This is a genomic window from Fibrobacter sp. UBA4309 (genome assembly GCF_002395745.1).
Lineage (GTDB): Bacteria > Fibrobacterota > Fibrobacteria > Fibrobacterales > Fibrobacteraceae > Fibrobacter.
The window spans coordinates 40,177-65,996 of the sequence record NZ_DGUN01000051.1 but is presented as its reverse complement, the minus strand read 5'-3'; the positions used below and the strand labels follow the sequence as shown (position 1 = coordinate 65,996).

Genomic DNA, 25,820 nt, shown 5'->3' with positions numbered 1-25,820 from the left:
ATGAAAAATATTCTCTTAACTGCAACAAGGGTTGCTGCCGTGGCTCTTGCGGCATCGACTTTCTCTTTCGCAGGGCCCGGCTTGGCCGATGGCGCCGCGAAGTTCATCGGTAACATCACTCAGTCTGGCACTGCTCCTGGTCCTAATGACCAGTTTACCCAACTCTGGAACCAGGCTACAGCCGAAAACGGCTGTAAGTGGGGCTCTGTCGAAGGAACCCGCGGCCGCTACAACTGGGGCTCCTGCGATGCCGCCTATAACTGGGCAAAGAATAACGGTGGGCACTTCAAGTTCCACGCCTTGGTGTGGGGCTCCCAGTATCCGGGCTGGCTTAACGGCCTCAGCGTCGACGAAACCAGGAAGGCGATTACCGCCTGGTTCGATGCGGTCAAGGAACATTACCCCGAAATCGAGATGATTGACGTGGTGAACGAGGCTATCCGTACGGGCAACAACAGCTATCATTCTCCCTACGGCAAGAACAACAACATCATTCCGGCTCTCGGCGGCGACAACAATGGTGACTATACCTTCATAACCACCGCCTTCAAGATGGCGCGTGAACGCTGGCCGAAGGCAATCCTTATCTATAACGACTACAACACTGTCCAGTGGAACAAGGATCAGGGTATCCAGCTTATCCAGACCATCAAGAAAAACGGCGCTCCGGTCGATGCCTACGGCCTGCAGGCCCACGACATGATGAGCCAGGGCGGTGGCCAGGGCGGTACCGGTGGCGGCGGCGTCTGCTTGAACATCAATACGCTCAAGAGCATTACCAAGGAAATCTGGGACAAGACCCAGACCCCGATGTTCATCAGCGAATACGACATCGCGACTACCGACGACAACATCCAGAAGCAGTGCTACTCCGAACAGATTTCGCACTTCATGGAAAACGAGCATGTTGCGGGTATTACCTTGTGGGGCTATGTCTATGGCCATACCTGGCTCGACTGTAACGGAAAGGCTCCCGGATGCTCCGGCATTCTCAAGGACGGCAAGGACCGCGCCGCCCTGGCGTGGCTCAGGGATTACCTGAAGACCAACAAGGGCGTGAACACGACCGGCCTTCCGACTGGCGTCTTGACGACCGTGGATCCCGAACCGCAGCTCCCGTTCAAGGGAGAGGCCATCGCCATCCCGGGCAAGATCGAGGCCGAAGACTTTGACATTCCGGGCGTGGGCCGTAACGAAGACGGCACCAGCAACGATTCTTACGGTGACGATTCCGAGAACCATGGCGACAGCGACTACCGCAAGGGCACTGGCGTCGACCTGTACAAGAAGGCGACGGGCGTTATCGTTGGCTACAACAGCGAAGGCGACTGGCTCGAATGGACCGTGAACGTGAAGGAGGCGGGCGACTACACCATGTTTGCCGCCGTGGCAGCCGCAGGTTCTACCTCTAGCTTCCAGCTTTCTCTCGACGGCAAGGAACTCACCGGCGTGGTTTCGGTTCCTGCGGCAACGTCTGGCGAAGAAAACTACGATGACTACAACAAGGTCAGCGCGAATGTGACCCTCCCGGCGGGCAAGCATATCTTGCGCATGGACGTGACCGGCGCCTGGTTCGACGTGGACTACTTCACCTTCGTGAAGGGGAAGGACGCTACCGATCCGGAACCGATTGTGAAGGATGAACCGGGCACGGACGCTATCCCGCAGGTCGTGAAATACGACCCGAACGCCCTCCAGGATTACTTCGTGTTCGACATGCACGGCGTCAACCTGGGTGTCATGAGTGCCTATGGTTTCGACGGCGCCGCGGAAATCCTCCGTTCTTCTGCCGACATTAAGTGCTCGGGTGTGTACCTGCTGCGTAACCGCTTTACCGGAGAAATGCAAAAAATCCGTATCGCCCGCTAATCGTACCCTGAAAAGCTCGAAATTCTAGAAAACGGGTCCCGAAACGGAGGTTTCGGGGGTCGTTTTTGCTGTTTCTATGGATAGATTGTCCATGGAAACACTCTTCAGGCGTGAAAAAGTCCACATTTTTCGGGGTAGTTTTATTATGGGTTGGCAAGGCTGTCGGCCTTATTAACAATAATTCAAGGATGTGGATCATGAAAAACATACTTTCATCAGTTGCTAGGGCCGCAACGATCGCTCTTGCGGCGTCGACGGTCTCTTTCGCAGGGCCCGGCCTGGCCGATGGCGCTGCCAAGTTCGTCGGTAACATTACGACACGCGGTCAGGTTCGTAGCGACTTTACGCAGTTGTGGAACCAGATTACCGCCGAAAACGAATGTAAGTGGGCCTCTATCGAAGGTTCCCGCGGTAATTTCAACTGGAGCGGTTGCGATGCTGCCTACAACTGGGCAAAGAACAATGGCGGGCACTTCAAGTTCCATGCCCTGGTTTGGGGCTCCCAGTATCCGAACTGGTTGAACGGCCTTAGCGCAAACGATACCAAGACGGCCATCACGAACTGGATGGACGCCGTCAAGAAACATTACCCCGATCTTGAAATGATTGACGTGGTGAACGAAGCTATCAAGTCTGGTGGCGGTTACCACTCTGGATACGGCAATAACAACAACATCATTCCGGCACTCGGTGGCGATAACGGCAACTACGAATTCGTGGTGACCGCATTCAAGATGGCTCGTGAACGTTGGCCGGATGCAATCCTCATTTATAACGACTATAACACTGTGCAGTGGCAGAAGAACGAAGGTATCGACCTGATCAACAAGCTGAAAAAGGCTGGTGCTCCGGTTGACGCCTACGGCTTGCAGGCTCACGACATGCAGGTTTCCGGCGGTCAGGCTGGTGGCCAGGGCGGTGGCGGTTCCTGCTTGAACATCAATACGCTCAAGAGCGCTATTGAAGAAATCTGGAGCAAAACCCAGATGCCGATGTTCATCTCTGAATACGATATCGCTACTGCAGACGATAACGACCAGAAGAACTGCTACTCTCAGCAGATCTCCTACTTCATGGAAAATGAACACATCGCCGGTATCACCCTTTGGGGCTATATCTACGGTTCAACTTGGACCACGAACGGTAACTCCGGTATTATCAGGGATGGCAAGGATCGTCCGGCCATGACCTGGCTCAAGGATTACCTCTCCAAGAACAAGGGTGTCAACACGACGGGCCTTCCGACGGGCGAACTCACTCAGGTCGATCCGGAACCGCAGCTCCCGTTCAAGGGCGAAGCGATTGCCGTCCCGGGCAAGGTTGAAGCCGAAGATTTCGACATTCCGGGCAAGGGCAAGAACGAAGACGGCTCCTCCAACCAGTCTTACTATGACGCCGATTCCGAAAACCATGGCAACTCCGACTACCGCAGCGATACCGGCGTTGACCTGTACAAGAAGGCTACCGGGGTCGTGGTGGGCTACAACAACGAAGGCGACTGGCTCGAATACACTATCAATGTTGCCGAAGCAGGCGAATATACCTTCTTTGCCGCCGTGGCTGCCGCAGGTTCTACCTCCAGCTTCCAGATGTCCCTCGATGGCAAGGAACTCACCGACAAGATTTCTGTGCCGGCCGCATCTTCTGGCGAAGAGAACTACGACGACTACAACAAGGTCTCTGCCAACGTGACGCTCCCGGCCGGCAAGCATATCCTCCGCATGGATGTGACTGGCGCCTGGTTCGACGTGGACTACTTCACCTTCGTGAAGGGTGCCAACGCGACCGACCCGGAACCGATCGGCGGCGGAACCGATGGAATCGTGAAGGACGTCCAGTTCGAACAGAACACCCTCCAGGACTACTTCGTGTTTGACCAGCAGGGCGTGCGCCTCGGCGTGCTGAGCGCCTACGGCTTCGATGCTGCCGCTGAAATCCTCAAGACTTCCAGCGCAGTGAAGAACTCGGGCGTCTACTACCTGCGTAACCGCCTCACTGGACAGCTCCAGAGCGTCCGCGTGGCCCGTTAAGAGAATCCTAATCCAAAACACCGCAGGCCCCCGGAGTTATCCGGGGGTCTATTTATTTTCTTGGAAAAAGTTGCCGGAAATATTTCTAGATTTCGGCGCGTTATGGCAGAATATGTTGCGACCACATCTCCAGGGAAGGCCAACTATTTCCCGGCTATCGACGGGCTGCGCCTCCTGGCGAGCATCAATATCGTGATGCTCCACCTGGGGAGCTCGAATGCGCTAGCCTACATGTCGGATTGCAAGTGGCTCATGCCCATCATCGACGCACCCGCGTTTGCGGCGGGCATTTTCTACGTATTTGCCGGATTCCTGTTCGCAAGCAAGTTCAACGACCCGGACAGGCGTATCGCGACCATCCCGTTCATGTTCAGCCGTATCGCCAAGCTTTACCGGCTGCATTTCTTTATGACGCTCCTGATGTTCGTGGTACTCGTGTTCAAGTTCAGCGGGTATTCGCACTTGCCGTCGCTTGGCGAGCTGGGTGATTGCGCGTCCCGCGGGCTTGCCGCGATGGCGCATCCCTGGCGGAGCCTGCTCTTGCACCTTTCGCTGACGTGGTCCATTGTCCCCGACTTGGGGATGAAACTGAACGAACCCTCCTGGTCGCTTACGAGTTTTTTCGTGTGCTACGCCATTACGCCGTGGTTCAGCCGCTGGCTCTTTAGGCAGAACCGACGCACGCTCTGGATTCTCTTTGGCGCGGTGTTTGTTCCGGGGATTGTCTGGGCGGCGGTCTTCGGCCTGACCGGGAATCTCTGGTTCGACGGCTATGCGGCCAAGTACAGGTTCTTCCACATGTTCGCGCCGGTGCGCATATTCGAGTACATTTTCGGCATGGTCATTTTCCGGTTGTACAAGGAAGGTTTCTTTGATTTTCTCAAGCGCGATTACGTTAGCGGGCTCGCGCAGGCGGTGTTGCTGGCCGCACTTTACGGGAGCCTCTTCCTGATGGGGCCGTCCAACAATCCCGGCGTGAATTACTTTATTCACCATAGTTTCCCGATTCTCGTTTACGGGATGTTCGTCTTGTCGCTTCTGAGCGGCAAGGGGTTCATGGCCCGGTTTTTCTGCATCGGGATTGTGCGCCGTGTCGGCCGCGCGAGCTTCTATCCGTACCTCATCCACCTGCCGTTCATTACGATCGCCTGGGGCATTTGCAACTTGAACTGCCCCAAAAATACCGTTCTCTTCATGGTGTTCGTGTATGCGGTCAGTACGCTGTATATGGAGTTCAAGACTTGGCGCCGCAAGCGGAAGAAAGCAGTGGGTAATTAGAACTTAGAGGGGGCCCCATCACTCTTGTACATGCGCCTGTATGAAAGTGATGATCCTCGGCGGGTTGGACTAGCGATGGTATAAAAATGATGGATCCTCCTTCGGAGGATGACTGGTCAAGGATGACTCTCAATTATCAATCATCCTACACTCCGCGTTTTCGTGTGACGCAGGGCACTTTGGCAACATCTTGTTTGAAATTTTTTGTTTACGAACCGACGTTTTTACGCCGTGTGCAACGGAATTATTACATACTGTGGGGTGCAATATTTCGTGGGTTCAATTATATTTAGGGTGGGTGGGAAAACAAAAAAAACGAAGGAAAAAAGAATGAAATCTTTACTGAAGATTACGACATGCGCGGTCGCGTTGGCCGCTGTCGCGGGTACTGCTGCCCCGAAGTATCCGTTCCCGCAGAACGTGAAGAATCCGCACGGCTATACTATCCCGTTTGCCGATACGGATATGATCAAGGCGCACTTCAATCGGTGGAAGACTGCCTTTTACGACGGTAACCGTGGCTGGATTTTATCTCCGGACGGAACCGGCTCTACCGTTTCTGAAGGTATTGCTTATGGTATGTTGATTGCCGTGTATATGGATGACGGCTCCAATGGCGCCAAGGAGATGTTTGATAAACTCTATAGCACCTGGAAGAGCAATGCCGACGGTACCGGTGGTGGTATGAACTGGCGTGTGGGTGACGGTGCCCAGGGTGGCACGGCAACGGACGCTGACTTCGATGCGGCTCTCGCTCTCTTGATGGCTGCAAAGCAGTGGAGTAACGACTCCTACTTGAACGACGCCAAAACCCTTATCAGTTGGATTGCCCAGAACGATATCAACGGTGGCCATGTCAAGCCGGGTAACAGGTGGAATACCGCATTCAACCCGAGCTATGGCGCTCTCGCCACGATTGAACTTTTCAAATCTGTTGACACTAACGGTCCGTGGAGCAATGTACTTTCGACTACGGCTAGTGATTTGAGTCAGTGCCAAAATGGTACGTCGGGTCTCGTGACCGACTGGTGTGACTGGAATTCCCATCAGCCGATGATCAACCGCGAGGCTGCCGTTGGTGACGGTGCTACAATGGCCGCCTTCTTTGACGATGCCGCCCGTACTCCGTGGCGTACCGCCTGGGCCTACTACTGGTATGGCAATAATGATGCCAAGAGCTTCAACAAGAAAATTGTGAACTGGCTCTATTCTGCCACCTTCAACGATGCCGGTGGTATCCAGTCCGGTTACAAGCCCGATGGTTCCGACCCCAATATCAGTGCCCGTAAGTTCGTTTCTTCTACGTTCTCCGGCGGTCTCGGCCTTGCGGCATCCAGTTTCGATGGTGAAGCGGACAAGGCTTACATGGAAACTGTGTACAAGGTCCTTGCTTCTCTGACTAGCTGCGAGTCTGCCAGCAATTGCGGTCAAGACAATGTTCCGGGTGAAAAGTACTACCCGGCAACCTTGAATATCCTCTATTTGCTCCTCATGACCGGTAACATGCCCAACTTCTACGATATGAACAGCTTTACGAAGTTTACCCCCGATCCGTCCTTGATGCGTGGCGTCAGGATGCCTTCCGGTATCCAGCAGGCTAAGGAAGATTCTTCGGTCGGTCTTTCTGGTTTCTGGAAATGGGGTGCCTATCATGACAAGTGGTCCAATACCGGTACGCAGATGAAGCCGGATTCCGGTTCTTCTCCGCTGTTCCTCGGTAGCGAAGGCATTACCGCCGAAGCGTTTATCGAGATCGGCCCGGAACCGGCTTATGGTTCTGCTGATGCCAATGCCGGTCACTATCCGAGTGCCGGTATCGCCATGAACTTCAAGGCCGATGAATCCGGTGTGGATTTCACCGCTCTTGGTGTGAGCGCTGTTCGGTTCAATATCAAGACTGAAGGAACAATCCGCTTTGCCTTGCTCAATACCTCTACTTCCGAAGCGGGTGGTGAACCGGGCTATATGCTGGAAACGACCAATGGTTATGAAACCATCAAGCTCAAATTGGCTGGTGGCGGCTCACCCACTGTTGGCGATCTTACTGTTCCGACTTGGGTCAATGACCCCTCCACTGCGAACGATGTCATGAAGACTGCTTCTGGCGTGAAGTTCGAAGCCAAGATGCCTAAGGGTGGCTACGCTTCCATCTCCCTCAAGTCCATCGAGTTCCTCGATGCGAGCGGCCAGGTTATCGATCCGGTCAAGCTGACGGGCATCGAAATCAAGGAAGTTATCCCGCCGTCTTCTTCCAGCACGGTTGTGGGCTCTTCTGCCTCCATCGGCGGCTCTTCCAGTTCGGGCTCCGTGTCCATCGCCATGGCTGACGCTCTCAGCACCATCAAGGTCCACACGAGCGGTCTCCAGGTCCAGATTCTCAACGCCAAGATCGGCTCCAGCTACGCTATCATGAGCGTCCAGGGCAAGGTGGTTGCTTCTGGCAAGATTACTAGCGCCTCGCACGCTGTCACCCTCCCGAACAAGGGTGTGTTCCTTGTGAAGGTAAACGGCGACATCCGTCCTGTCAGCGTTAAGTAAAACCTTCGTTTTTCTTTGAAAAACCGGGGCCTTCGGGCTCCGGTTTTTTGTATATTCTCGGCCATGGATATAGGATCGCTTCATTTCCAGAACCCGGAAGCCTTCTGGCTGTTTATCCTGGTTCCTGTTCTTGTTGCGCTGTACGTGTACCGTCAGCACCGTCGTAAGAGTACTATCAAGTTTCCTGCCCTTTCTATCGCGAAAAGGGCTGTCCCTAGCCGTAGGGTGCGTTTTAGGCATATCGTGCCGGCTCTGCGCCTCGCGGCCCTCTGCTGCTTTATCGTGGCGCTTGCCCGCCCGCAGAACGCCATGGAGGTGGAATATACCAATACCGACGGCGTCGATATCATGCTTGCCCTTGACGTCTCGGGCTCCATGGGGACGCTCGACATGCTGACCCGTACCGAACAGGCAAAACTCGGCGTGATGAACGCGGAACGCATCCTGAAATCGGGCGATTACTGGAAGTACAGCCGTATGGGCTATGCCCAGGTGGTGATTGCCGAATTTATCCAGAAGCGCCACAGCGACCGCATAGGGCTTTCGGCTTTCGGTAGCCGTGCCGTGACGCAGTGTCCGCTTACGCTCGATTACGGGAGTCTTCTCGAGATTCTGGGTGCCACCGATGAATTGGCCCGGGATTCCATTATTGCGAGCCGAACGGCTATCGGTGATGGCCTCATGAACGCGCTCGCCCGCCTGGAAAAGTCCGATGCCAAGTCCCGCGTGGTGGTGCTCCTGACCGACGGCCGTGACAACGCGAGCGTGATTTCGCCCGTGCGAGCCGCCGATGTCGCCCAGTCGCTGGGAATCAAGGTCTATACGGTGGGCGTGGGCAAGAAAAACGGAAAGATTCTCTCTTTCCAGCAGAACCCGTGGACGGGCGAAATTTCCTGGGGCGAACGCGATATTACTCCGGAAGAAGGTATCGACGAGAGGACTCTCGCTGCCGTGGCGCAGAAGACCGGTGGCAAGTTCTACCGTGCCGAGAACAAGGAACAGCTCGAAGAAATCTATGCCGAAATCGACCAGCTCGAGAAATCGGAAATCGAGACGGTCGCCTATGCTCGCTATGCCGAAAAATTTTACCCCTGGCTATTGGCCGGTGCCTTGCTCATTTTGCTTGAACTTTTGCTCGCGAACACGCGCTTCGTGAGGATCCCGTAGGGAAGGGGGAATGCCATGAGATTTGCCGAACCGAATTTTTTGTGGGGCCTGTTCACTCTGCCGCTATTTGCGCTTCTTTTCTACTATGCCTACCGCCGTCGCAAGAAACTGGCAGCGCGGTTCGTATCGCTTTCAATGCTGCCCAAGCTTTCGACGAGCGTTTCGCCGTGGCGACGCTTGGCCAAGGTGCTCCTGCTTTTGCTTGCCATCGCCTTCTTGTTCGTCGCGTTGGCGCGCCCGCAGTGGGGCCGTAAGATGGAACATATTGAACGCCGCGGCCTGGACCTTGTGCTTTTGCAGGATATTTCCCTTTCGATGCTGGCCGAAGACGTGAAACCGAACAGGCTCGTGCGCAGCCGCCACGAGATTTCGGCGTTCCTCGAAAGCCTTGCTGGCGACCGTGTCGGCCTTGTCGCCTTTAGCGGCGAAGCCCAGGTGATGGTGCCTCTCACGCTCGATTACGGCACTGTACAGATGATGCTCAGGGAACTGAATCCGGGCTGGCTCATGCCGGGCACGAACCTGGAGCAGGCTATCCGCAAGGGGATGAGCCTGTACAAGAATTCCGGCGGTGCCGGGCAGTATTCCGTGATGATCCTCATGAGTGACGGCGAAGAACTCGAAGACGCCGCCGTGAATGCCGCGAAGGAAGCCGCCGAGCTGGGAATAAAGATCTATACGATTGGAATCGGTTCGCGCGAAGGCGTGCCCATACCGGTAAAGACGCGTAACGGCGAAGTCGCCTACAAGAAGGACATGCAGGGCAATATCGTGACGACGCGCCTGGAAGAATCGACCTTGCAGGAGATTGCGAGCGTGACGGGCGGGCTGTATTTCTATGCGAGTCCCGGCGAATTCCAGTTGCAGAAAGTGCTGACCGAAATTGCGGGCCTCGAGAAAAAGGAACAGGCTACCGACCGCATGGAAAATTACCAGGACCGCTACCAGATCTTCCTGGCATTGTCGGCGTTGTTGTTCTTGATAGAGGCGACTGTGTCCGAACGAGGCCGCCGTCGCAAGCAGCTCGCGGGAAGATTCTCGTAGTACATGCTATAGGAAACTTTCTGGATGGCGGGTCCGTCATTCCGGCCTCCGAGCCGGAACCGCCATGACGGGGTACAAAAAAAGCCTTTCGGGTGGGTGTGTCTCTCTTGGAGACGGTCGGCTCGCTGTGCGATGCCGCGTGATAATCCACCGGAAAGGCTCTATGGGAATAATATAGGCCTTTTCGGGGGCTCGAGCCAAATCTTTTTTTAAATCGATATTCCAAATTGGAATCCTTTTGCGCCTGTGTGGTGGCGTAATATCTATATTTAGGGAAATGCAAAAAATCGGTCTTTTCGTTGTTTTTAACATTGTCGGTACGCTGCTGCTTGCCGCGTGTTCGCCGACTCCGGCTCCCGAGGCGGCAAAACCCGTTTCCCAGGCGGCTCCGGCCGAACCTCCGGCTTCCGGGCCCGCTGCAGAACCGGCGCTCCCTGCAAGCTACAAGGATGTGGTGTTCCCGGAATTCAAGTATGTGGCGCCCGTCCCGGGAGAATTCCGTATACAGCTGGCGGAGGGCATTTCTGGCTATATCGTAAGCGACCGCAGCTTGCCGCTCGTGAACCTGACGATTTATTTCGAGGAATCCAATATCCCCGCCACGATCCGTGACGAGGCCGCTTCCGGTATGGTCGGCTCGATGCTGCGCCGGGGAGCGGGCGGCGGGATGTCTCCTGCGGCATTGGACGATTCGCTCGAGTTTATCAGCGCATCGCTTTCTACAGGGACGGGGACGTTCCTGGCGTCGATTGACATTGACTGCCTTTCGAAGGACTATGCCTCGATGCTCGCCCTTGCGAAGAACGTGCTTACCGCTCCGTCATTCGACAAGGACCAACTGGAAATCGTGAAGGCGAATTTCGTGACGGCCTACGAACGCCGCTACGATACTCCCGCGAAGGTGCTTTCGGCCCTCCGCTCCAAGGTGAACTACGCCCCGAACGCCCGCCTTTGGGACGCTACCGGCGACGAATACAAGAAGGTCTCCGTGGCCGACGTGAAACGCCTTGCCGAAGGCGTGTTCTCTTCAGACCGCATCGTGTTTGCCCTTTCGGGAGACGTGGATCGCGATTCTGCCGTGACGCAGTTGAAGGAATTCTTTGCGGCATGGAAGGTCGCTGCCCCGAAGGAACCGAAACCCGTTCCGCAGCCGCTTTCGTTCATCAGGAAGCCCGGAATCTATGTCGTGGACAAGGACATCTCCCAGGCGAACATCTCGATGAACCAGCCGTTCGTAAAGCGTCCGCATCCGGATTATTACCCGACGGCGGTAGCGAGCTTTATTTTGGGCGGAGGCAGTTTTACGAGCAGGCTCATGAACCGCGTGCGTAGCGACGAGGGCCTTGCCTACAGCGTCTATAGCAGTGCCGGCAACGACTACCGCGATACGGCCATGACGACGATTGCCCTCCAGACGAAGGTGGAATCCGCCGATTTCGCCATCAAGCTCGTCTTTGAAGAAATAGACAAGCTCGCGAAGGACGGACCTACTCCCGAAGAACTGGAACAGGCCAAGAAGTCCATTGTCGAAAGCTTGCCGAGTCTTTTTGATTCGCCGGAAGCGACTGCGCAGATTTTTGCGAAGGATGAACTTCTCGGCAAGAAGCAGACGCATTACGTGGACTTCGTGAACGAGGTCAACGCGGTGACGGCGGAACAGGTGAAGGCGATGACCGCCAAGTATTTTGACAAGAGCAAGATGACCATCTCGGTCGTGGGTCCGGTTTCCAAGCTTGAAAAGCTGGGAACGTTTACGGTTGTCCCGCTGGACAGCCTGGAATTCAGGTAAGAAAATGCGGATAGGCGGACAGGGCATACGCGCGATTTTCTACGCAGTTCTTTGCGTTGTGCTTGCTGCTGCCCCGTCGCTGGCCGTTCCCTCGACGCCCGAATCGCTTTCCAAGGCGGAACAGATGGCCGCCCACCAGGATTCCGTGATGAAATCCCGTAAGCGCGGCCGCGTGTTGATGCAGCTCGCCGGCAAGGAAGACGATGTGCGTAGCCTCTGCTCCGGTGTAGAGAAGTGCCTTGGTACCCGTTACGATTTTTGCACCGAGGCCGATTTCAAGCCCTGGCCGAAGGTCAAGTACGATGCGGAATACTGCGCTCCCTACCACGAAATTGTCAAGCGCGGGTTCCCTGCCGACTTGCGGCAGCCCATGGCGACGGAAATATTCGCCCGTCTGGGGCGCCAGTATCGAGCCATCTACGTGAACCATGGAACGCTCCCGCTCGGTGCGGATATCATCAGTTACCTGTTCGACAATATGCCTTTTACGGCGCAGCTGATCAACGCCTACCTGAAATCGAACTACACGCTCGGCTACACGAGCCGTAACCACCGTTTCTTTAACGGCAGCAACGGCCGCAGCCTTTCGGGCGAATTCTACTGGGCGCTACAGGACAGTGCCGGGCAAAAGCTCGGCATGCGCAATCTGTTCTTTGGCTATGGGCATGCGAAGGTGTTGCGCTGGTCCTTGCACGGTTCCGCTATCGCCTTCCTGGACATGGACGAAGTCTCCCGAAAGGAACTTAAGTACAAATTAACGGCCATCGTGTTCCCGAGCAATTCCGTGCTGAATTCCATCATGCAGATGAACGTGTTCAAGAAGGTCGTGAACGAAAAGATTGACAACATTGTTGACGACATCAAGAAGGCGTCGGGCATGTATTTTGGCGGAGACAAGGAACCGATGCTCCGGGATGCGGCACTTAGGTCGCAAGAGAACGTACAGTACGTGATTGATTTTGAAAACGTGGTAAATGGGGCTCCCTGGAAGCTGGGCGATTTCGAAAAACTTCAAAAAGAACGGAAAAAACAGCGGGAAGCGCCTGTACCCCTAAGGCAAGAAGAAACAAGGATATTGAAATGACGAACCAAGAATCCCTGGAATCCCTTTTGGAACGTGTGACCGACCGTCGCAAGGAACTGTTGACGCAAGTAGTGAACCGCCGTACGCGTCATTTCTGCATGGTGCTGGAAGACCTGTTCGATCCGCACAACATCTCCGCCGTTATCCGTACGGCGGAAGTGTTCGGCCTGCAGGATGTGCATATCATCGAAGAGGACAATGCTTACAGCGTGAACAAGTCCATCCTTAAGGGCAGCTACAAGTGGATGAGCCTCTACCTGTACAAGAAGAGGATGCTCTGCATGGAAAAGCTCCGCGCCAAGGGTTACAAGATTGCCGTCGCGAGCACGAACACCACGAATTCGGTGCTGGACTTGGACCTGAGCCAGCCTACCGCTTTTTACCTCGGTAGCGAGTTTCACGGGAACCACCCGGATACGCTTGCCCATGCCGACTACGAATTCAAGCTGCCGCAATACGGCATTACGGAATCCATGAACGTCTCCGTGGCCGGCGGCGTGCTCATGACCTATCTCGACGTCTACATGCAAAAGGAAGGCCGCGAAAAATTCGTGCTGCCCCCTGCCGAAAGGGACGCCCTTCTGCACGACTGGCTCGACCGCCATGTGAACGGCATCGAGAACAATAGCCCGATTGTGCGGGTGGAAGAATAGGAAAATGGTGCAAAAAAGCCTCTTTTGTGCCTGATTGGGCTTTGTCTTTCACAAAATATGCTAATTTGAGTGTAGAATGAAAAAGAATTCTGCACTTTACCTTTCTGTTGGCTTGGTCGTTCTCCTTGCCATCGTCATTTTGATTTTCGGGGTATTCTTCCTGAACGAGAAGGACCCCCGCGAAACGTTTAACCATTTCTATTTGAGATTCAGCCAGGTAAGTACCCTCGTGCTGGATGACCCTGTCAAGGTCAATGGCGTCAAGTTGGGCAAGGTCGAGAACATCGAACTTGCCGGTCACCGTGTTGTCGTGACGATCCGTCTGCGTACCGACGTGAAGATACCGAAGGATTCCGAAATCCGCGTGCAGAATATCGGTATCATGGGCGAACGCCAGATCGGCATGATTTTGGGCGACTCCGCGACATATTATGCTCCCGGAGACACCATTAACGGCCAGTTCGATGCGGGTATCGCAGAAGCCCTTGGCCTTGCTGGCGAAGTCTGCGACAGCACCAAGGTGCTGTTGGAATCGGTAAAGGCCGCCCTGAACGGGACTATTGCCAGCCCGGATTTCCAGGACAGGTTCAAGACTATCCTCGTAAAGGCTGAAAATCTCGAAGACCGCATGATGAACCTGGTGAATACCACGGATCCGCAGCTCCGGAAGAGCCTTGCCGGTCTGAACGAGGTGACGGTGAAGGTCGGCGAACTCGTGGATAACGTGAAGCCGCCCATAGACAACCTCTTTGCCGGTGCCGACAAGGTGATGGTGAATGCCAACGGCCTGATTGCCGAGCTGGAAGGGGTGACGAAGCACCTGGACGAACTTATTGCTCGTGTGCAGTCTACCGACAATACCGTGGGAACTCTCCTGCACGACAGAACTTTGCATGACGATCTGGTGAAGACCGTCCATTCCGCCGACAGCCTGTTCAGGGTTATCCTGCATGACGGCCTCGACGTGAATGTGGACTTTTTCTGAGGAACAGAATGATAGTTAAAACTCTTACAGTCACTAACAAATTGGGTATACACGCCCGACCTGCTGGAATGATTGTGGATATTACCGGCCCGGCCAAGAGCGATGTTTCTATCGTCTTTGAAGGATCCAAGGCCAACGCCAAGAGCATCCTGAATGTGATGATGCTCGCTATCCCGCTCGGCTCCGAAGTGAAATTCGAGGTGGATGGGGAGGACGAGGCCGAAGTCGTGCAGAAGTTGGAAAAACTCTTTGATGACAAGTTCAACGAAGAACCAGGCTGAACGGACCGTCTTGGTTGGCGTTCCTGCGTCCCCTGGCTTCGCCATGGGAAAAGCGTTCCCGATTATCAATCGGGAAGTTTCTGTTGTTGAAGAGACCTTGCCCGAAAGCCGCATCGCGGCCGAAGAACAGCTTTTTTTGAAGGCGGTCAACAAGACCGTTGCCGAAATCAACAAGATAAAGGAAATCTCGGAAAGCCGTACCGGGCTCCGCGATAGCCTGATATTTGCGACGCACTTGATGATCCTGCAGGACCCGGGACTCGTGAACGGGATTCTCGACAAGATCAGGAAAGATCACAAGAACGCCCGCTGGGCGGTGCATGTGGTCCTTGGCAGCTACATAGACAAGTTCGAGAAGATCGATTCCCCGGCGATGCGCGACAAGGCTGCCGACCTGCGCGACCTGTATAACAGGTTGCTGGGGGCGATGGACGATTCCGGACCGGTACTTGAGGATGTCGCTACGGATGACGGGGTGGTTCTCGTCGCCCACGAGTTCCTGCCGAGTTTCTTGATGACGATAAAGCCGGGACAGGTAAGCGCCCTGGCCATGGATACGGGTGGACGCACTAGCCACGTGGCGATTCTTGCCCGTTCATTGCAGGTTCCCGTGGTTTCGGGTCTCCGCAATGTCGCTGCGCTAATCAAGCCGGAAGATACGATTATCGTGGACGGTTCGGGAGGCATGGTCATTGTCAATCCGAACGAAGACGATATCCGCAGGTTCCATGAACGGCAAGAAGTTTACGAACGCCAGCGCCGCGAGCTCTTTACGATGCGCCGCTTGGAGCCGATGACCCGTGACGGCAAGTACATTACGTTGCACGCCAACATAGAACTTCCGACAGAAGCCGAGAAGGTCATGGATTTCGGCGCGACGGGCATAGGACTTTACCGTTCCGAATTTCTGTTTTTCCGCAAGGACGCTCCGTCGGAGCAGGAACAGTGCGAAGCCTACAAGCAGATCCTCGAGACAGTCGCTCCTTGTCCGGTAACTATACGTACGCTCGATGCCGGCGGTGACAAGCTCGTTCCCGGTATTACCTCGGCAAACGAGGCGAATCCCTTTATGGGATGGCGTAGTATCCGTGTTTGCCTGGACCGCGAAGAAATTTTCTGTGAGCAGTTGCGTGCTTTGCTCATGGCGAACATGCGTGGCAACCTGAGGATCCTGCTCCCGATGATTTCGGGACTTTCGGAACTCCGTAGGGCGAAGATGCTTATCAATCGCTGCCGCGAAGAGCTGGAAAGCCGCGGGCACAAGGTGGCCGCGGTAAAGGTCGGTGTGATGATCGAAGTCCCGGCGGCGGTGATGCTGGTGGACAAGCTGGCGAAAGAAGCGGACTTTTTCAGTATCGGTACGAACGACCTGATTCAGTTTACTCTGGCGGTGGACCGTACCAACGAATTGATTACCGACATGTTCCAGCCGCACCATCCGGCAGTGCTCAGCATGATCTACCAGACGGTGATGGCCGCGCACCGGCAGGGAATTCCCGTGGCGGTCTGCGGAGAAATGGGTTCCGATCCGTTCAGCGTGCTCCTGCTCGTAGGGCTCGGTGTCGACGAACTTTCCATGACTCCCTGGAGCGTGATGGCGACAAAGAAGATTATCCGCTCGATGAACTTCGAGGACGTACGCGAGACGGCCTTGACGGTGCTCACGATGGACGATGCCGAATCGGTTAACGCCTACTTGAAGGCGAAATATGCGCAGACGATAAAAGACTTGGGAATCTCCAGCTTGTTGGGAGATGATGGTGAAAAGCAGAATTAGGTTTATTGGATTAGTCTTTACCGCGTTTCTTTGTAACGCCTGGGCGGATTCGGTGAATGTCGCTCCGGCGTCCCTTACGGATAGCCTCATTGCATCGATGCCTATAGTTCCGGCGGATCCTTACGAGGAACTGGAAAAAATTCCCGCGGGTCATTTTCAGAACTTGGTAGTGCGCGCGGAGCGTTCCAGGAAGGCCGCTGCCGATACGACACTCCCGAAGAATGTCCGCGACTTTGCGATGGCGGCTTCTTATTTCTATTCGGAATCTTGGGACAGCGCCTATGCCGCCTACGATTCTCTCCGTTCCCGTGATTCGTTGCTCGAGAAAAGCGTCGTTTTGAGGATGGCGAAGGCCCGCTTTATGCAGGGTGACTACAAGCAGATGAGAAACGCGCTGGCTCTCGGCAAGAAGTTCGCTACCGATGCTGAATTCGACAAGTCCTCGTCCCGCATGCGCATCGAGGCCGCCATGGCCGATACCACGCTGACGGATCATGCCCATGCCGACTCGCTGAAAGTCTTTTTGGAAAAGTACCCGAAGGGGGACGATGCCGCGGCGCTGAAATACCGCTATGCGGTTTACCTGGAACAGTTCAAGCAGCTCAAGCAGGCCAAGCGCTATTATATGCAGTTGCTGACTAGCGCTACGGCCTACAAGGATTCCGCGTTCTCGGCTATTCGCAGGTTGCGCAAGGTGAAGGGGACTCCGGAAAGCTTGAGCGAGAAGGTTGCGTACGCAAAGTTGGCCTGCGCCAAGGACGAAATCGGCAACTGCCTCACATTGCTCGATTCCATCCGCATCCTGGATTCCCTGCAGGTGGCGAAAAAACCGGAGACGGCCCTCCCGCTTCCCGAAGATTCCCTGCAGAGGCTGTTGCCGCCGAGCTCGCTCGACATGGCTACACGCATCATGCTGTGGGAAAAACGCGCTGTCGTGCTGCGTACGCTCAAGCGCGAAAAGGAATCCATCGCCCAGTTCAAGTACCTTCTGGATTCGGTCGAGGCGCGTCCTCTGTGGATGCAGTCTACGCTACGCCTTTACCGCAACGATCCGAAGGCATATGCGGCCGAAATCAAGTTGATGGATTCCCTGTTGCAGGAAGTGAACCGCTACAGCAAGGAAAACGCGAACAACCTGTGGGTGCGCGGTTTCGAATACGAACAGAAAGAACTCTACGACAGCGCTATCGTCTGCTTCAGGACGCTTGCCGACAAGAAGTTCAAGAACAACATCAAGCGCCAGTGGGCCAAGTTCCGCATAGGCTTTATCTATTTCAAGCAGGAGAAATGGAACGAGGCCGTGACCGCCTTTATCGACGCGACCAAGGATCCGTTCTTGTGGAGCGGCAGTGGCGCCCGCATGTTCCTGGGCGATGCGTACATGAAGCTCGGCAAGGATTCTCTTGCCCGCGAGGCGTACCTGGACTGCATCCGCGATTTCCCGTTGGCCTATTACGCACACCGCTCGCGTACCAAGCTTGTCGAATACAAGCTGATGAACGAGAAAGACGTGCCGTTTGCCCACGGGGTGTCGATGTCTGCCGAAGAGACTCTGGCATGGATCCGTGCGAGTCAGAAGGGCGTCAAGGCGGATACGTCCACCTATAACCGTGACCGTTATCAGCGCATCAGGAACCTGTTCCTGTACGGTTTTGCCGACGAGGCGTTTGCGCTTTATGACGAAGCCCGCAAGAAGAACTACAAGCGTCTGGACTTCTTGTACGAGTACGGCAACCTCTTTTACGAGATGGGCGAGACGGCCGCGGGCTATCGCCTGGCACGCCAGTTCCAGAACAACATTGACCGCCGCCGTCTCATGACCCCGCCGATCGGCGTGCTGCATTACCTCTATCCGGTTCCTTTCTCAGAACAGGTCAAGTTCCATTCCGGAGAGCGCATCGACCCATTCTTCGTATACAGCGTCATGCGCCAGGAATCCATTTTCAACTTCCAGATTGCATCGCCGGTAGGCGCATGCGGCTTGTTGCAGATTATGCCGGCTACCGGAAAGATGCTGGCGGAAAAGGAATCCATTGCCGACTGGTTCGACCCGAAACTGCTTTACAACCCGTACATGAACATTCGCCTGGGAATCCGCTACCTGGTAGACCTGAAGGCCGAATACAGCGACGACTACATGTATGTCCTGGGCAACTATAATGCGGGTCCGAAACCGACCAGACGCTGGCAGGCTGCCGGCGAGGGGAAACCCTGGGATGTCCGAGCCGAAGAAATCAGCTTCTGGGAAACCCGAGACTACGTGAAACGTGTCATGGGGAATTACTGGATCTATCAAGAGATTTATGACGGTCTTTAGCCCATGCTTTTCCTTCTGCTCACAATCGGTCCGGCGTTCCTGTTTGCCTGCGGCAATATCCTTGAAAAGTCAGGGGTGTCTACGGTGGGCAAGCGTACCGGCGGTACATCCAGGCCGTGGGAGTTCTTCAAGGGCGTGATTACGAACAAGTTCTGGTGGCTGGGAATATGCTGCTCGGGACTTGCGACGCTGGGCTATTATGTTGCCATGGCGCGGTACGACTTGAGCCAGGTGCAGCCCATGATGGTGCTGAATCCGGTGCTTACCGCATTGATGGGTTTCTGCATCTTGAAAGAGGTCCTGACAAAGCGTATCGTCGTGGCGATATGTTTCGTAGTGGCCGGGCTTCTTTATTCCGTCGAGAACCTCGGCGAATCGACCGCGGTACAGAATGTCGGATTGCTCTGGATGTATGCCGGGACGCTCTGCCTTGCTACCCTGGTGGCGCACGTGCTCGTGAAGAACCGCGAGATGGTGGATTCGCTGATTATGGGCGTGGGATTCGGGCTTTCGGCGGCATTCTACAAGAGCCTCGCCATGGATTTCGACTTGGGCCATATCGAAATGTCGTCGGTGGCGAACCTGCTGCTCGATTTCAGGACGCTCGGCTATATTGCCACCTACGGAATAGCTTTCCTCTATTCCCAGATATCTTTCTCGCGTGGCCGGGCCCTGTTCATTATCCCGTTCAGCGCGGCAGTCGGGGCGGCCGTGCCGACCCTGGCCGGGGCTCTCGTTTTCTCGGAAGCTTTCCCTCTGGGAAAGGCAATCTCCGTTGCGCTCGTTTTGACCGGTGCCGCGCTTTTCGTGGTGCGCAGGCCGCGTAAGTCGCATTCTGGAGCATCTCTGTAGCAATTCCGTGCACGATAGCGTGTCCTGAACCACAGTACATTTCCAATTGCCGTGTTAGAGTATATATTCAAGTTATGATGTATCGTCTCCGTAGCTTTTTCTTTTGCGTGGCTCTGGGAACCCTTTGCTCCTGTTCCGGGGATTATTCCTCGGAAACGGAACCGTATTCCGATGGACAGGAAAATGCGTCTATGCCCCGTCTGCCTTATGTGGGCGGCCCGGTGGTTTTTACGGAAGTCAATCCGGTCAATCTCGATTTGAAGGATCACGAGGGCGACGATGCGGGTTGGGTAGAACTTTTCAATACGTCTGCAGATACGGTTGACTTGTCCGGGATGTTCTTGACGGATTCCCCGGCGGAACCGTTCAAGTGGAAGTTCGGGAATGTGAAAATGGCCCCGAATTCCTTCTTGATTGTCTTTATGTCGGGGAAGGATTATCCTGACTATGTCTTTCCGCATGATTCGCTGAACCTGATTGGTCCCGGTTGCTGGACATGGACGGATGCGCAGAGTGACCCGCCGGGATTCAGCTATGCGGAACCGCTCGCGGGCAAGACGAAGAACTGCTTTTCTGAAGATGGTCAGCGTCGTTTCGGCGCGGTGATGCGGTTGGGCGAAAACGAGGAACTGGGATGGTCGTCGATTGCGGCCTTCGTGGGAACGGGAAGTTCCGACAAGGAAGATGTCCTGGACATGTCGCAGACAAACGAAATCCTGATACGGGCCTTTATCACCAGGGACAGGAAACTCTCTCTGCGATTGACCCAGCCCGATATTGATGATTGGAAGGGTTATGAGATCGTGCTTACGGGAACAGGGGATTCTTCGACGGTGTACCGCCAGGCGATTCCTACAGGGAAGACGTTCCCGGACCTCAAGAATATTTACGGCACCCGAATAAGTCCTGAAGCGAATGAATCACAAGAGATGACTGTCAAGGTGTTCAGCTACATTGCCCGGAACAGCGGTCATGAACCGCATGCGGGATTCAAGCTGAAAAAATCCGGTGCGACATTGTTCCTGGTGAATGCGGACACGGCCATAGTAGATTCCGTGGCGTATCCCGACATGCCGCTGGGAAAGTCCTGGTCTCTTGGGGAATCGGGATTCGGCTTTGCAGAGCCGTCACCGAACGGACAAACTGTAGGGAATGTTATACAGGGAAGGTCTCCGTCGCTAGATACGCTTGTGGAAATGCCTCCGTCCGGGTTCTATGCGGACAAGATAACGATTGTTTTCCCGGACGAGGCGAAGGTGCGGTGCGGCAAAGGAGGCCTTGCTCCGTCGGCAAACGATTCTCCGACGACTTCGATCCAAATCGGTGAAACTACAACGCTCCGGTGCGCAAGTTTTGTAGACGGAAACTTGCCGGGCGATGAACTGACGCGGACCTACGTCTTCGAAGATGCTCCCAAGGTTCCTGCAGTGTTCCTGACGGCCGATCCGAATTCGCTGTTCGACCCGGATACGGGAATCTATGCGGAAGGCAATTTTGCGCAGGAAAAGGAACCGCATTACGGGGCGAACTATTGGCTGGACAAGGAACTCCCCGTTTTCGTGGAACTCATGGAACCGGGAACAAGGAATCCTGCATTCGCGAAGCACGCCGGAATCAAGATATTCGGCAATTACAGCCGCCAGAACGACAAGAAATCTGTCGCCATTACCTTTCGCGAAAAATACGGCGATAGCCGGCTCAAATACGCGCTTTTTCCCGAATTTCCCGAGCTGAACAAGTTCAAGGTGTTCCTGCTGCGCAACAACGGAAGCAATTTCCCTAACGACTATATCCGTGACCGTCTCGCCAGTTCCGTAAGCGAAGGCCTTGGAGTTGATTACCAGAGAGGGCGATTTGCTGTCGTGTATTACAATGGCGAGTATTTCGGCATACACAGTATCCGCGAACGTTCTACGGAATATTATTTCGAAACGCATTATGGCATGGATCCGGATGCGATAGACTTGCTCAAGGCGGATAATGCGGTTTCGGCGGGTTCTGCCGTAGACTACGTGGCGTTGGCGGCTTGGCTCGAAACGCACCATCTGGACAGCGACGAGAATTATGCCTATGTCGCGTCGCAGATTGATGTGGACAATTTCATTAACTACATGCAGACTGAAATCTTTGCGGATAATCGTGACTGGCCTGCGAATAACATGAAAAAGTGGCGCGGGACGAATCCGGTAACTAAATGGAAATGGTTCCTGTACGACCTGGATTTTGGCTATGGAAACGAGTACAGCGAATACAGCGATCTAAACATTTTCGACTTTGCGACGGCGGAAGATGGTCCCGGCTGGCCCAATGGTCCGGAGCACACGTTGCTGCTTCGCCGCATGCTTGAAAATGATGGCTTCAAGGCGGCGTTTATCAACCGGATGGCCGTACTGTTGCAGATGAACTTTGCGACATCCCGCGTGACGGCGCGGATAAACAAGATGATGTCCGAAATAGAGTCGGAAATCCCCCGCGACCAGGAACGCTGGGGACAGAGCAAGAGCCGCATGGAACGCCAGTTGGAACTCATCAAGGATTTTGCGGCAAACCGACCCGGAATTGTATACAACGAGCTCCGCGAGTATTTCTTCCTGGGGGCTGCCGCCCCTGTTAAATTGGCAGTTTCGGGTCCCGGAGCTGTATACGTCCATGGACTCAAATTGGATGAATCCCCCATGACGGTAAACTTCTTTAAAGGGTTCCCGGTAACTGTTACGGCGGTGCCTGCGGCGGGCGGTGTCTGGGCCGGTTGGGACGATGGCGAGATGGGGGAGACCCGGACGGTAATGCCTGGCGAAGAGGCCTCCTTGATGGCGTCGTTTAAATAGTATAGAACAGAAATCCGGACAGTCTAAAAAACTGTTTTTTGCTAGTTTTTAAGTACTATGAATTACAATACCAAGATTTTGTGCATTGGCGCGGGTTACGTCGGTGGCCCCACTATGACTGTTATCGCCGACAAGTGCCCCGATGTGAAAGTGACCGTAGTCGATATCAACCAGGCCCGTATCGATGCCTGGAATAGCGACAATCTCCCGATTTTTGAACCCGGCCTCGACGACGTGGTAAAGCGTGCCCGCGGCCGCAATTTGTTCTTCAGCACGGACATCCCTGCCGCCATCAAGGAAGCGGACATCATTTTTGTTTCGGTGAACACTCCGACCAAGACGTTCGGCCATGGCGCCGGCAAGGCTTCCGACTTGCAGTATTGGGAAAAGACGGCACGCAATATCCTTGAAATTGCCGACGAAGGCAAGATTATCGTCGAGAAGTCGACTCTCCCTGTTCGTACCGCTGCCGCGATGGAACGCATCTTGAATTCCAACGACAAGGGCCTGCACTTCGAAGTGCTCAGCAACCCCGAGTTCCTTGCCGAAGGTACCGCCATCAACGACCTGTTCGAACCGGACCGCGTGCTCATCGGCAGCCACCAGACGGAATCGGGTCTCGCCGCCTGCCAGAAGTTGGTGGACGTCTATGCCCACTGGGTGCCGCGTGACCGCATCCTCACGACGAACCTCTGGAGTTCCGAACTCACGAAGCTCACCGCGAACGCCTTCCTGGCGCAGCGCATCAGCTCTATCAACTCCATCAGCGCCCTCTGCGAAAAGACCGGCGCCGACGTGGACGAAGTCGCCTACGTGATGGGCAAGGACCGCCGTATTGGGCCCAAGTTCCTCAAGGCCTCCATCGGCTTCGGTGGCTCCTGCTTCAAGAAAGACATTTTGAACCTCGTGTACCTGTGCGGTTACTACGGACTTCCCGAAGTCGCCGCCTACTGGGAAAGCGTCGTGAAGATCAACGAGTGGCAGACTCACCGCGTGGTGGACCGCATGCTCGAGACCATGTTCAACACGATTGCAAGCAAGAAGATTGCCGTGTTCGGTTTCGCCTTCAAGGCGAACACCGGCGATACCCGCGAAAGCCCCGCGAACCTCGTTGTCCGTGACCTGCTCGCCGAACATGCACAGCCGGTCGTGACTGACCCGAAGGCGATTCCCGATGCCAAGCGCGACCTGAAGGACGTTCTCGATCAGGTTCAGTTTGAGGAGGACCCGTACAAGGCGGCTGAAGGCGCTCATGCCGTGGTTGTCTGCACTGAATGGAAGTGCTTCGCCGAACTCGACTGGAACCGCATCTACAAGGGCATGGCAAAGCCGGCCTTCGTGTTCGACGGCCGTAACATTTTGGATGCCGACGCTCTCCGTAAGATCGGCTTCGAGGTGTCCAGCATCGGAAAGGGGAAAGCGGAGTAAGAAGCAGGTATTATGGTCGCTTGTAAGAACGTCGTGATCTTTGGTGGCAAGGGCTTTATTGGCTCGCATTTGGTTTCTTTTCTGAAGGAAAACGCTCCGGAATTGAAGGTTTATGTGGCCGATATCTTGGCAGATGGGTCGAGCCCATTTGAATGCAAGGTGGATGTGCGTAATCCGATAGACATTGAAGGTGACTTCGGCTCGGATACTATCATTTTCAATTTTGCTGCGGTCCATCGTACTCCGGGACATCCTGACAGGGCTTACTTCGAAACGAATATCCGAGGTGCGGAAAACGTTTGTGCGTTTGCCGAGGCGCATGGTATCAACAACATTGTTTTTACCAGTAGCATCGCCCCATACGGGGCGTCCGAAGACGTCAAGACCGAGGAAACTCTGCCGACTCCAAATACCCCGTATGGCATTTCCAAGCTGGTGGCTGAAAAAATACACCAGACATGGCTTGCGGGCGACCCGAATCGGAAACTGTCCATTGCGCGTCCGGGAATTGTTTTTGGTACGGGCGAACACGGCAACATGACCCGTCTGTATGCGGGGTTGAAAAAACGCCGCTTTGCCTATGCCGGCCGCAAGGATACGGTCAAGGCGAATATCTACGTGAAGGACTTGGTCCGCGTGATGTGGCTGATGGCCAACGATTCCGATAGGTTCCAGTTGTACAATTGCTGTTCTTATCCGGCCCCCACGATCGAAACCATTGTCAAGACAATGCTCAAGGCGACGAAAATGAATCGCTGCGTTCCCTATATCCCCAAAAAGCCCATGATGTTTGCTGCACGCGTTGGTGGAATGCTCGGCGGGCTCGGTTTGGGAATATGTCCCGATCGCGTTAAAAAGCTTATGGTCAGCACCAACATCTGTGGCAAGGCCCTGTCGGAAAAGTACCCGTTGAAGTACTCTCTGGAAGAAGCCTTTGCGGACTGGTTCAAGGATTGCGACGGAAAGGTCCTCGAATGAGTGCGAGTGTCGTCATTCCTACGTTAAATGCGGAACGCTTCATCGGCGCTCTCCTTGAAAGGCTCTTGTCCCAGACGGTAAAGTTCAACGAGATTGTCGTCATAGATTCGGAATCTACAGACAAGACCGTCGAAATCGCCAAGTCTTTTGCGGGTGTGACCGTTCTTAATGTCGAACGCAGGAATTTTAACCATGGCGGCACTCGCGACACAGCTATTCAAAAAACGACTGGCGATATAATTCTCTGCTTGACGCAGGACGCCTTGCCCGTCGATGAAAACTACGCTGCGAACTTGATTGCGCCTTTTGCGGACGACGAAAAGATCGCGATGTCGAGCGGAAGGCAGATTGCAAGGGACGACGCCCCCGTGACGGAAAAGTTGAACCGCGAATTCAATTACCCGGAGCATGTGTTTGTCCGTAGCAAGGAAGACTTGCCGCGTCTGGGTGTCAAGACATTCTTCTCGTCGGATTGTTGCTCCGCTTATCGGAGGACGGCGTACAATGCTATCGGCGGCTTTGACAAGGATATCCTGGTGAACGAGGACATGAAAATTGCCGCCCAGTTTATCTTTGCCGGTTACAAGATTGCCTATGTGGGAACCGCCGGAGTTTATCATTCCCACAATTATTCCCTAAAGCAACAGTTTACTCGAAATTTTGATGTTGCCGCCTTCATGAAAATGAACGGTGACCTGTTTGCCAATGTGTCCGCTGCATCTGAAGGCATGAAGATGGTGAAGTGGATCCTTTTGCGATTGGTGAAACGGGGACGGCTTATCGCTGCAGGCTATTATGTTCTTGAATGTGCGACAAAGCTTTTGGCGAATAAGCTGGGCGCCCGATACAAGAAATTGTCAAAGAAAACCAGAATTCGATTCGCTCTGAATAAAAACTATTGGAAAACACACGAATAGGTATT

The 25,820-nt window shown here is 54.6% G+C and carries 18 protein-coding genes; all 18 read left to right on the top strand.

The features are described from left to right. The 18 genes from B3M32_RS07505 (at window position 1) to B3M32_RS07420 (ending at window position 25,815) form a co-directional block, all read left to right on the top strand. Window positions 1-1,869: an endo-1,4-beta-xylanase gene (locus tag B3M32_RS07505; protein WP_290744785.1), complete on the top strand. Its 1,869-nt coding sequence runs from the start codon at window positions 1-3 to the stop codon at window positions 1,867-1,869. Between the two features lie 197 nt (window positions 1,870-2,066). Further along, entirely contained in the window at window positions 2,067-3,899 is a 1,833-nt protein-coding gene (locus B3M32_RS07500) for an endo-1,4-beta-xylanase (RefSeq protein ID WP_290744783.1), read from the top strand. Window positions 3,900-4,001: 102 nt separating this feature from the next. After that, on the top strand, window positions 4,002-5,177 hold the full coding sequence (locus B3M32_RS07495) for an acyltransferase family protein (protein ID WP_290744781.1): 1,176 nt from the start codon (window positions 4,002-4,004) through the stop codon (window positions 5,175-5,177). A gap of 330 nt (window positions 5,178-5,507) precedes the next feature. Continuing rightward, complete coding sequence (locus tag B3M32_RS07490) at window positions 5,508-7,715, top strand: glycosyl hydrolase family 8 (RefSeq protein WP_290744779.1); 2,208 nt, start codon at window positions 5,508-5,510, stop codon at window positions 7,713-7,715. Between the two features lie 63 nt (window positions 7,716-7,778). Next, window positions 7,779-8,882: a vWA domain-containing protein gene (locus B3M32_RS07485; protein WP_290744777.1), complete on the top strand. Its 1,104-nt coding sequence runs from the start codon at window positions 7,779-7,781 to the stop codon at window positions 8,880-8,882. A gap of 15 nt (window positions 8,883-8,897) precedes the next feature. Continuing rightward, window positions 8,898-9,926, top strand: a complete 1,029-nt coding sequence (locus tag B3M32_RS07480; protein WP_290744775.1) for a vWA domain-containing protein — start codon at window positions 8,898-8,900, stop codon at window positions 9,924-9,926. Between the two features lie 277 nt (window positions 9,927-10,203). Beyond that, window positions 10,204-11,715, top strand: a complete 1,512-nt coding sequence (locus tag B3M32_RS07475) for a M16 family metallopeptidase (protein ID WP_290744773.1) — start codon at window positions 10,204-10,206, stop codon at window positions 11,713-11,715. A 4-nt stretch (window positions 11,716-11,719) separates the two neighbouring features. Then, entirely contained in the window at window positions 11,720-12,799 is a 1,080-nt protein-coding gene (locus B3M32_RS07470) for a hypothetical protein (protein WP_290744771.1), read from the top strand. Then, the gene (locus B3M32_RS07465) at window positions 12,796-13,452 is read left to right on the top strand and encodes a TrmH family RNA methyltransferase (RefSeq protein ID WP_290744769.1); all 657 of its coding nucleotides are present in this window, start codon (window positions 12,796-12,798) and stop codon (window positions 13,450-13,452) included. The genes B3M32_RS07470 and B3M32_RS07465 overlap by 4 nt, the downstream gene beginning before the upstream one ends. A gap of 76 nt (window positions 13,453-13,528) precedes the next feature. Further along, complete coding sequence (locus tag B3M32_RS07460) at window positions 13,529-14,437, top strand: MlaD family protein (protein ID WP_290744767.1); 909 nt, start codon at window positions 13,529-13,531, stop codon at window positions 14,435-14,437. 8 nt (window positions 14,438-14,445) lie between these two features. After that, on the top strand, window positions 14,446-14,718 hold the full coding sequence (locus tag B3M32_RS07455) for an HPr family phosphocarrier protein (protein WP_290744764.1): 273 nt from the start codon (window positions 14,446-14,448) through the stop codon (window positions 14,716-14,718). After that, complete coding sequence (ptsP, locus tag B3M32_RS07450) at window positions 14,690-16,495, top strand: phosphoenolpyruvate--protein phosphotransferase (protein ID WP_290744762.1); 1,806 nt, start codon at window positions 14,690-14,692, stop codon at window positions 16,493-16,495. The genes B3M32_RS07455 and ptsP overlap by 29 nt, the downstream gene beginning before the upstream one ends. Continuing rightward, window positions 16,479-18,812 carry a lytic transglycosylase domain-containing protein gene (locus tag B3M32_RS07445; protein WP_290744760.1) on the top strand — a complete coding sequence of 778 codons (2,334 nt, stop codon included), beginning with the start codon at window positions 16,479-16,481 and terminating at the stop codon, window positions 18,810-18,812. The genes ptsP and B3M32_RS07445 overlap by 17 nt, the downstream gene beginning before the upstream one ends. A gap of 3 nt (window positions 18,813-18,815) precedes the next feature. Beyond that, window positions 18,816-19,664 (top strand): DMT family transporter, encoded by an 849-nt coding sequence (locus B3M32_RS07440; RefSeq protein WP_290744758.1) that lies wholly within the window; start codon window positions 18,816-18,818, stop codon window positions 19,662-19,664. 74 nt (window positions 19,665-19,738) lie between these two features. Beyond that, on the top strand, window positions 19,739-22,492 hold the full coding sequence (locus tag B3M32_RS07435) for a CotH kinase family protein (RefSeq protein ID WP_290744756.1): 2,754 nt from the start codon (window positions 19,739-19,741) through the stop codon (window positions 22,490-22,492). Between the two features lie 57 nt (window positions 22,493-22,549). Next, window positions 22,550-23,920, top strand: coding sequence for a nucleotide sugar dehydrogenase (locus tag B3M32_RS07430; RefSeq protein ID WP_290744754.1), 1,371 nt, complete (start codon window positions 22,550-22,552; stop codon window positions 23,918-23,920). A gap of 12 nt (window positions 23,921-23,932) precedes the next feature. Further along, window positions 23,933-24,898, top strand: coding sequence for an NAD-dependent epimerase/dehydratase family protein (locus B3M32_RS07425; RefSeq protein WP_290744752.1), 966 nt, complete (start codon window positions 23,933-23,935; stop codon window positions 24,896-24,898). Continuing rightward, complete coding sequence (locus B3M32_RS07420; RefSeq protein WP_290744750.1) at window positions 24,895-25,815, top strand: glycosyltransferase family 2 protein; 921 nt, start codon at window positions 24,895-24,897, stop codon at window positions 25,813-25,815. Before B3M32_RS07425 ends, B3M32_RS07420 begins: the two co-directional genes overlap by 4 nt. Window positions 25,816-25,820: the final 5 nt, after the last annotated feature.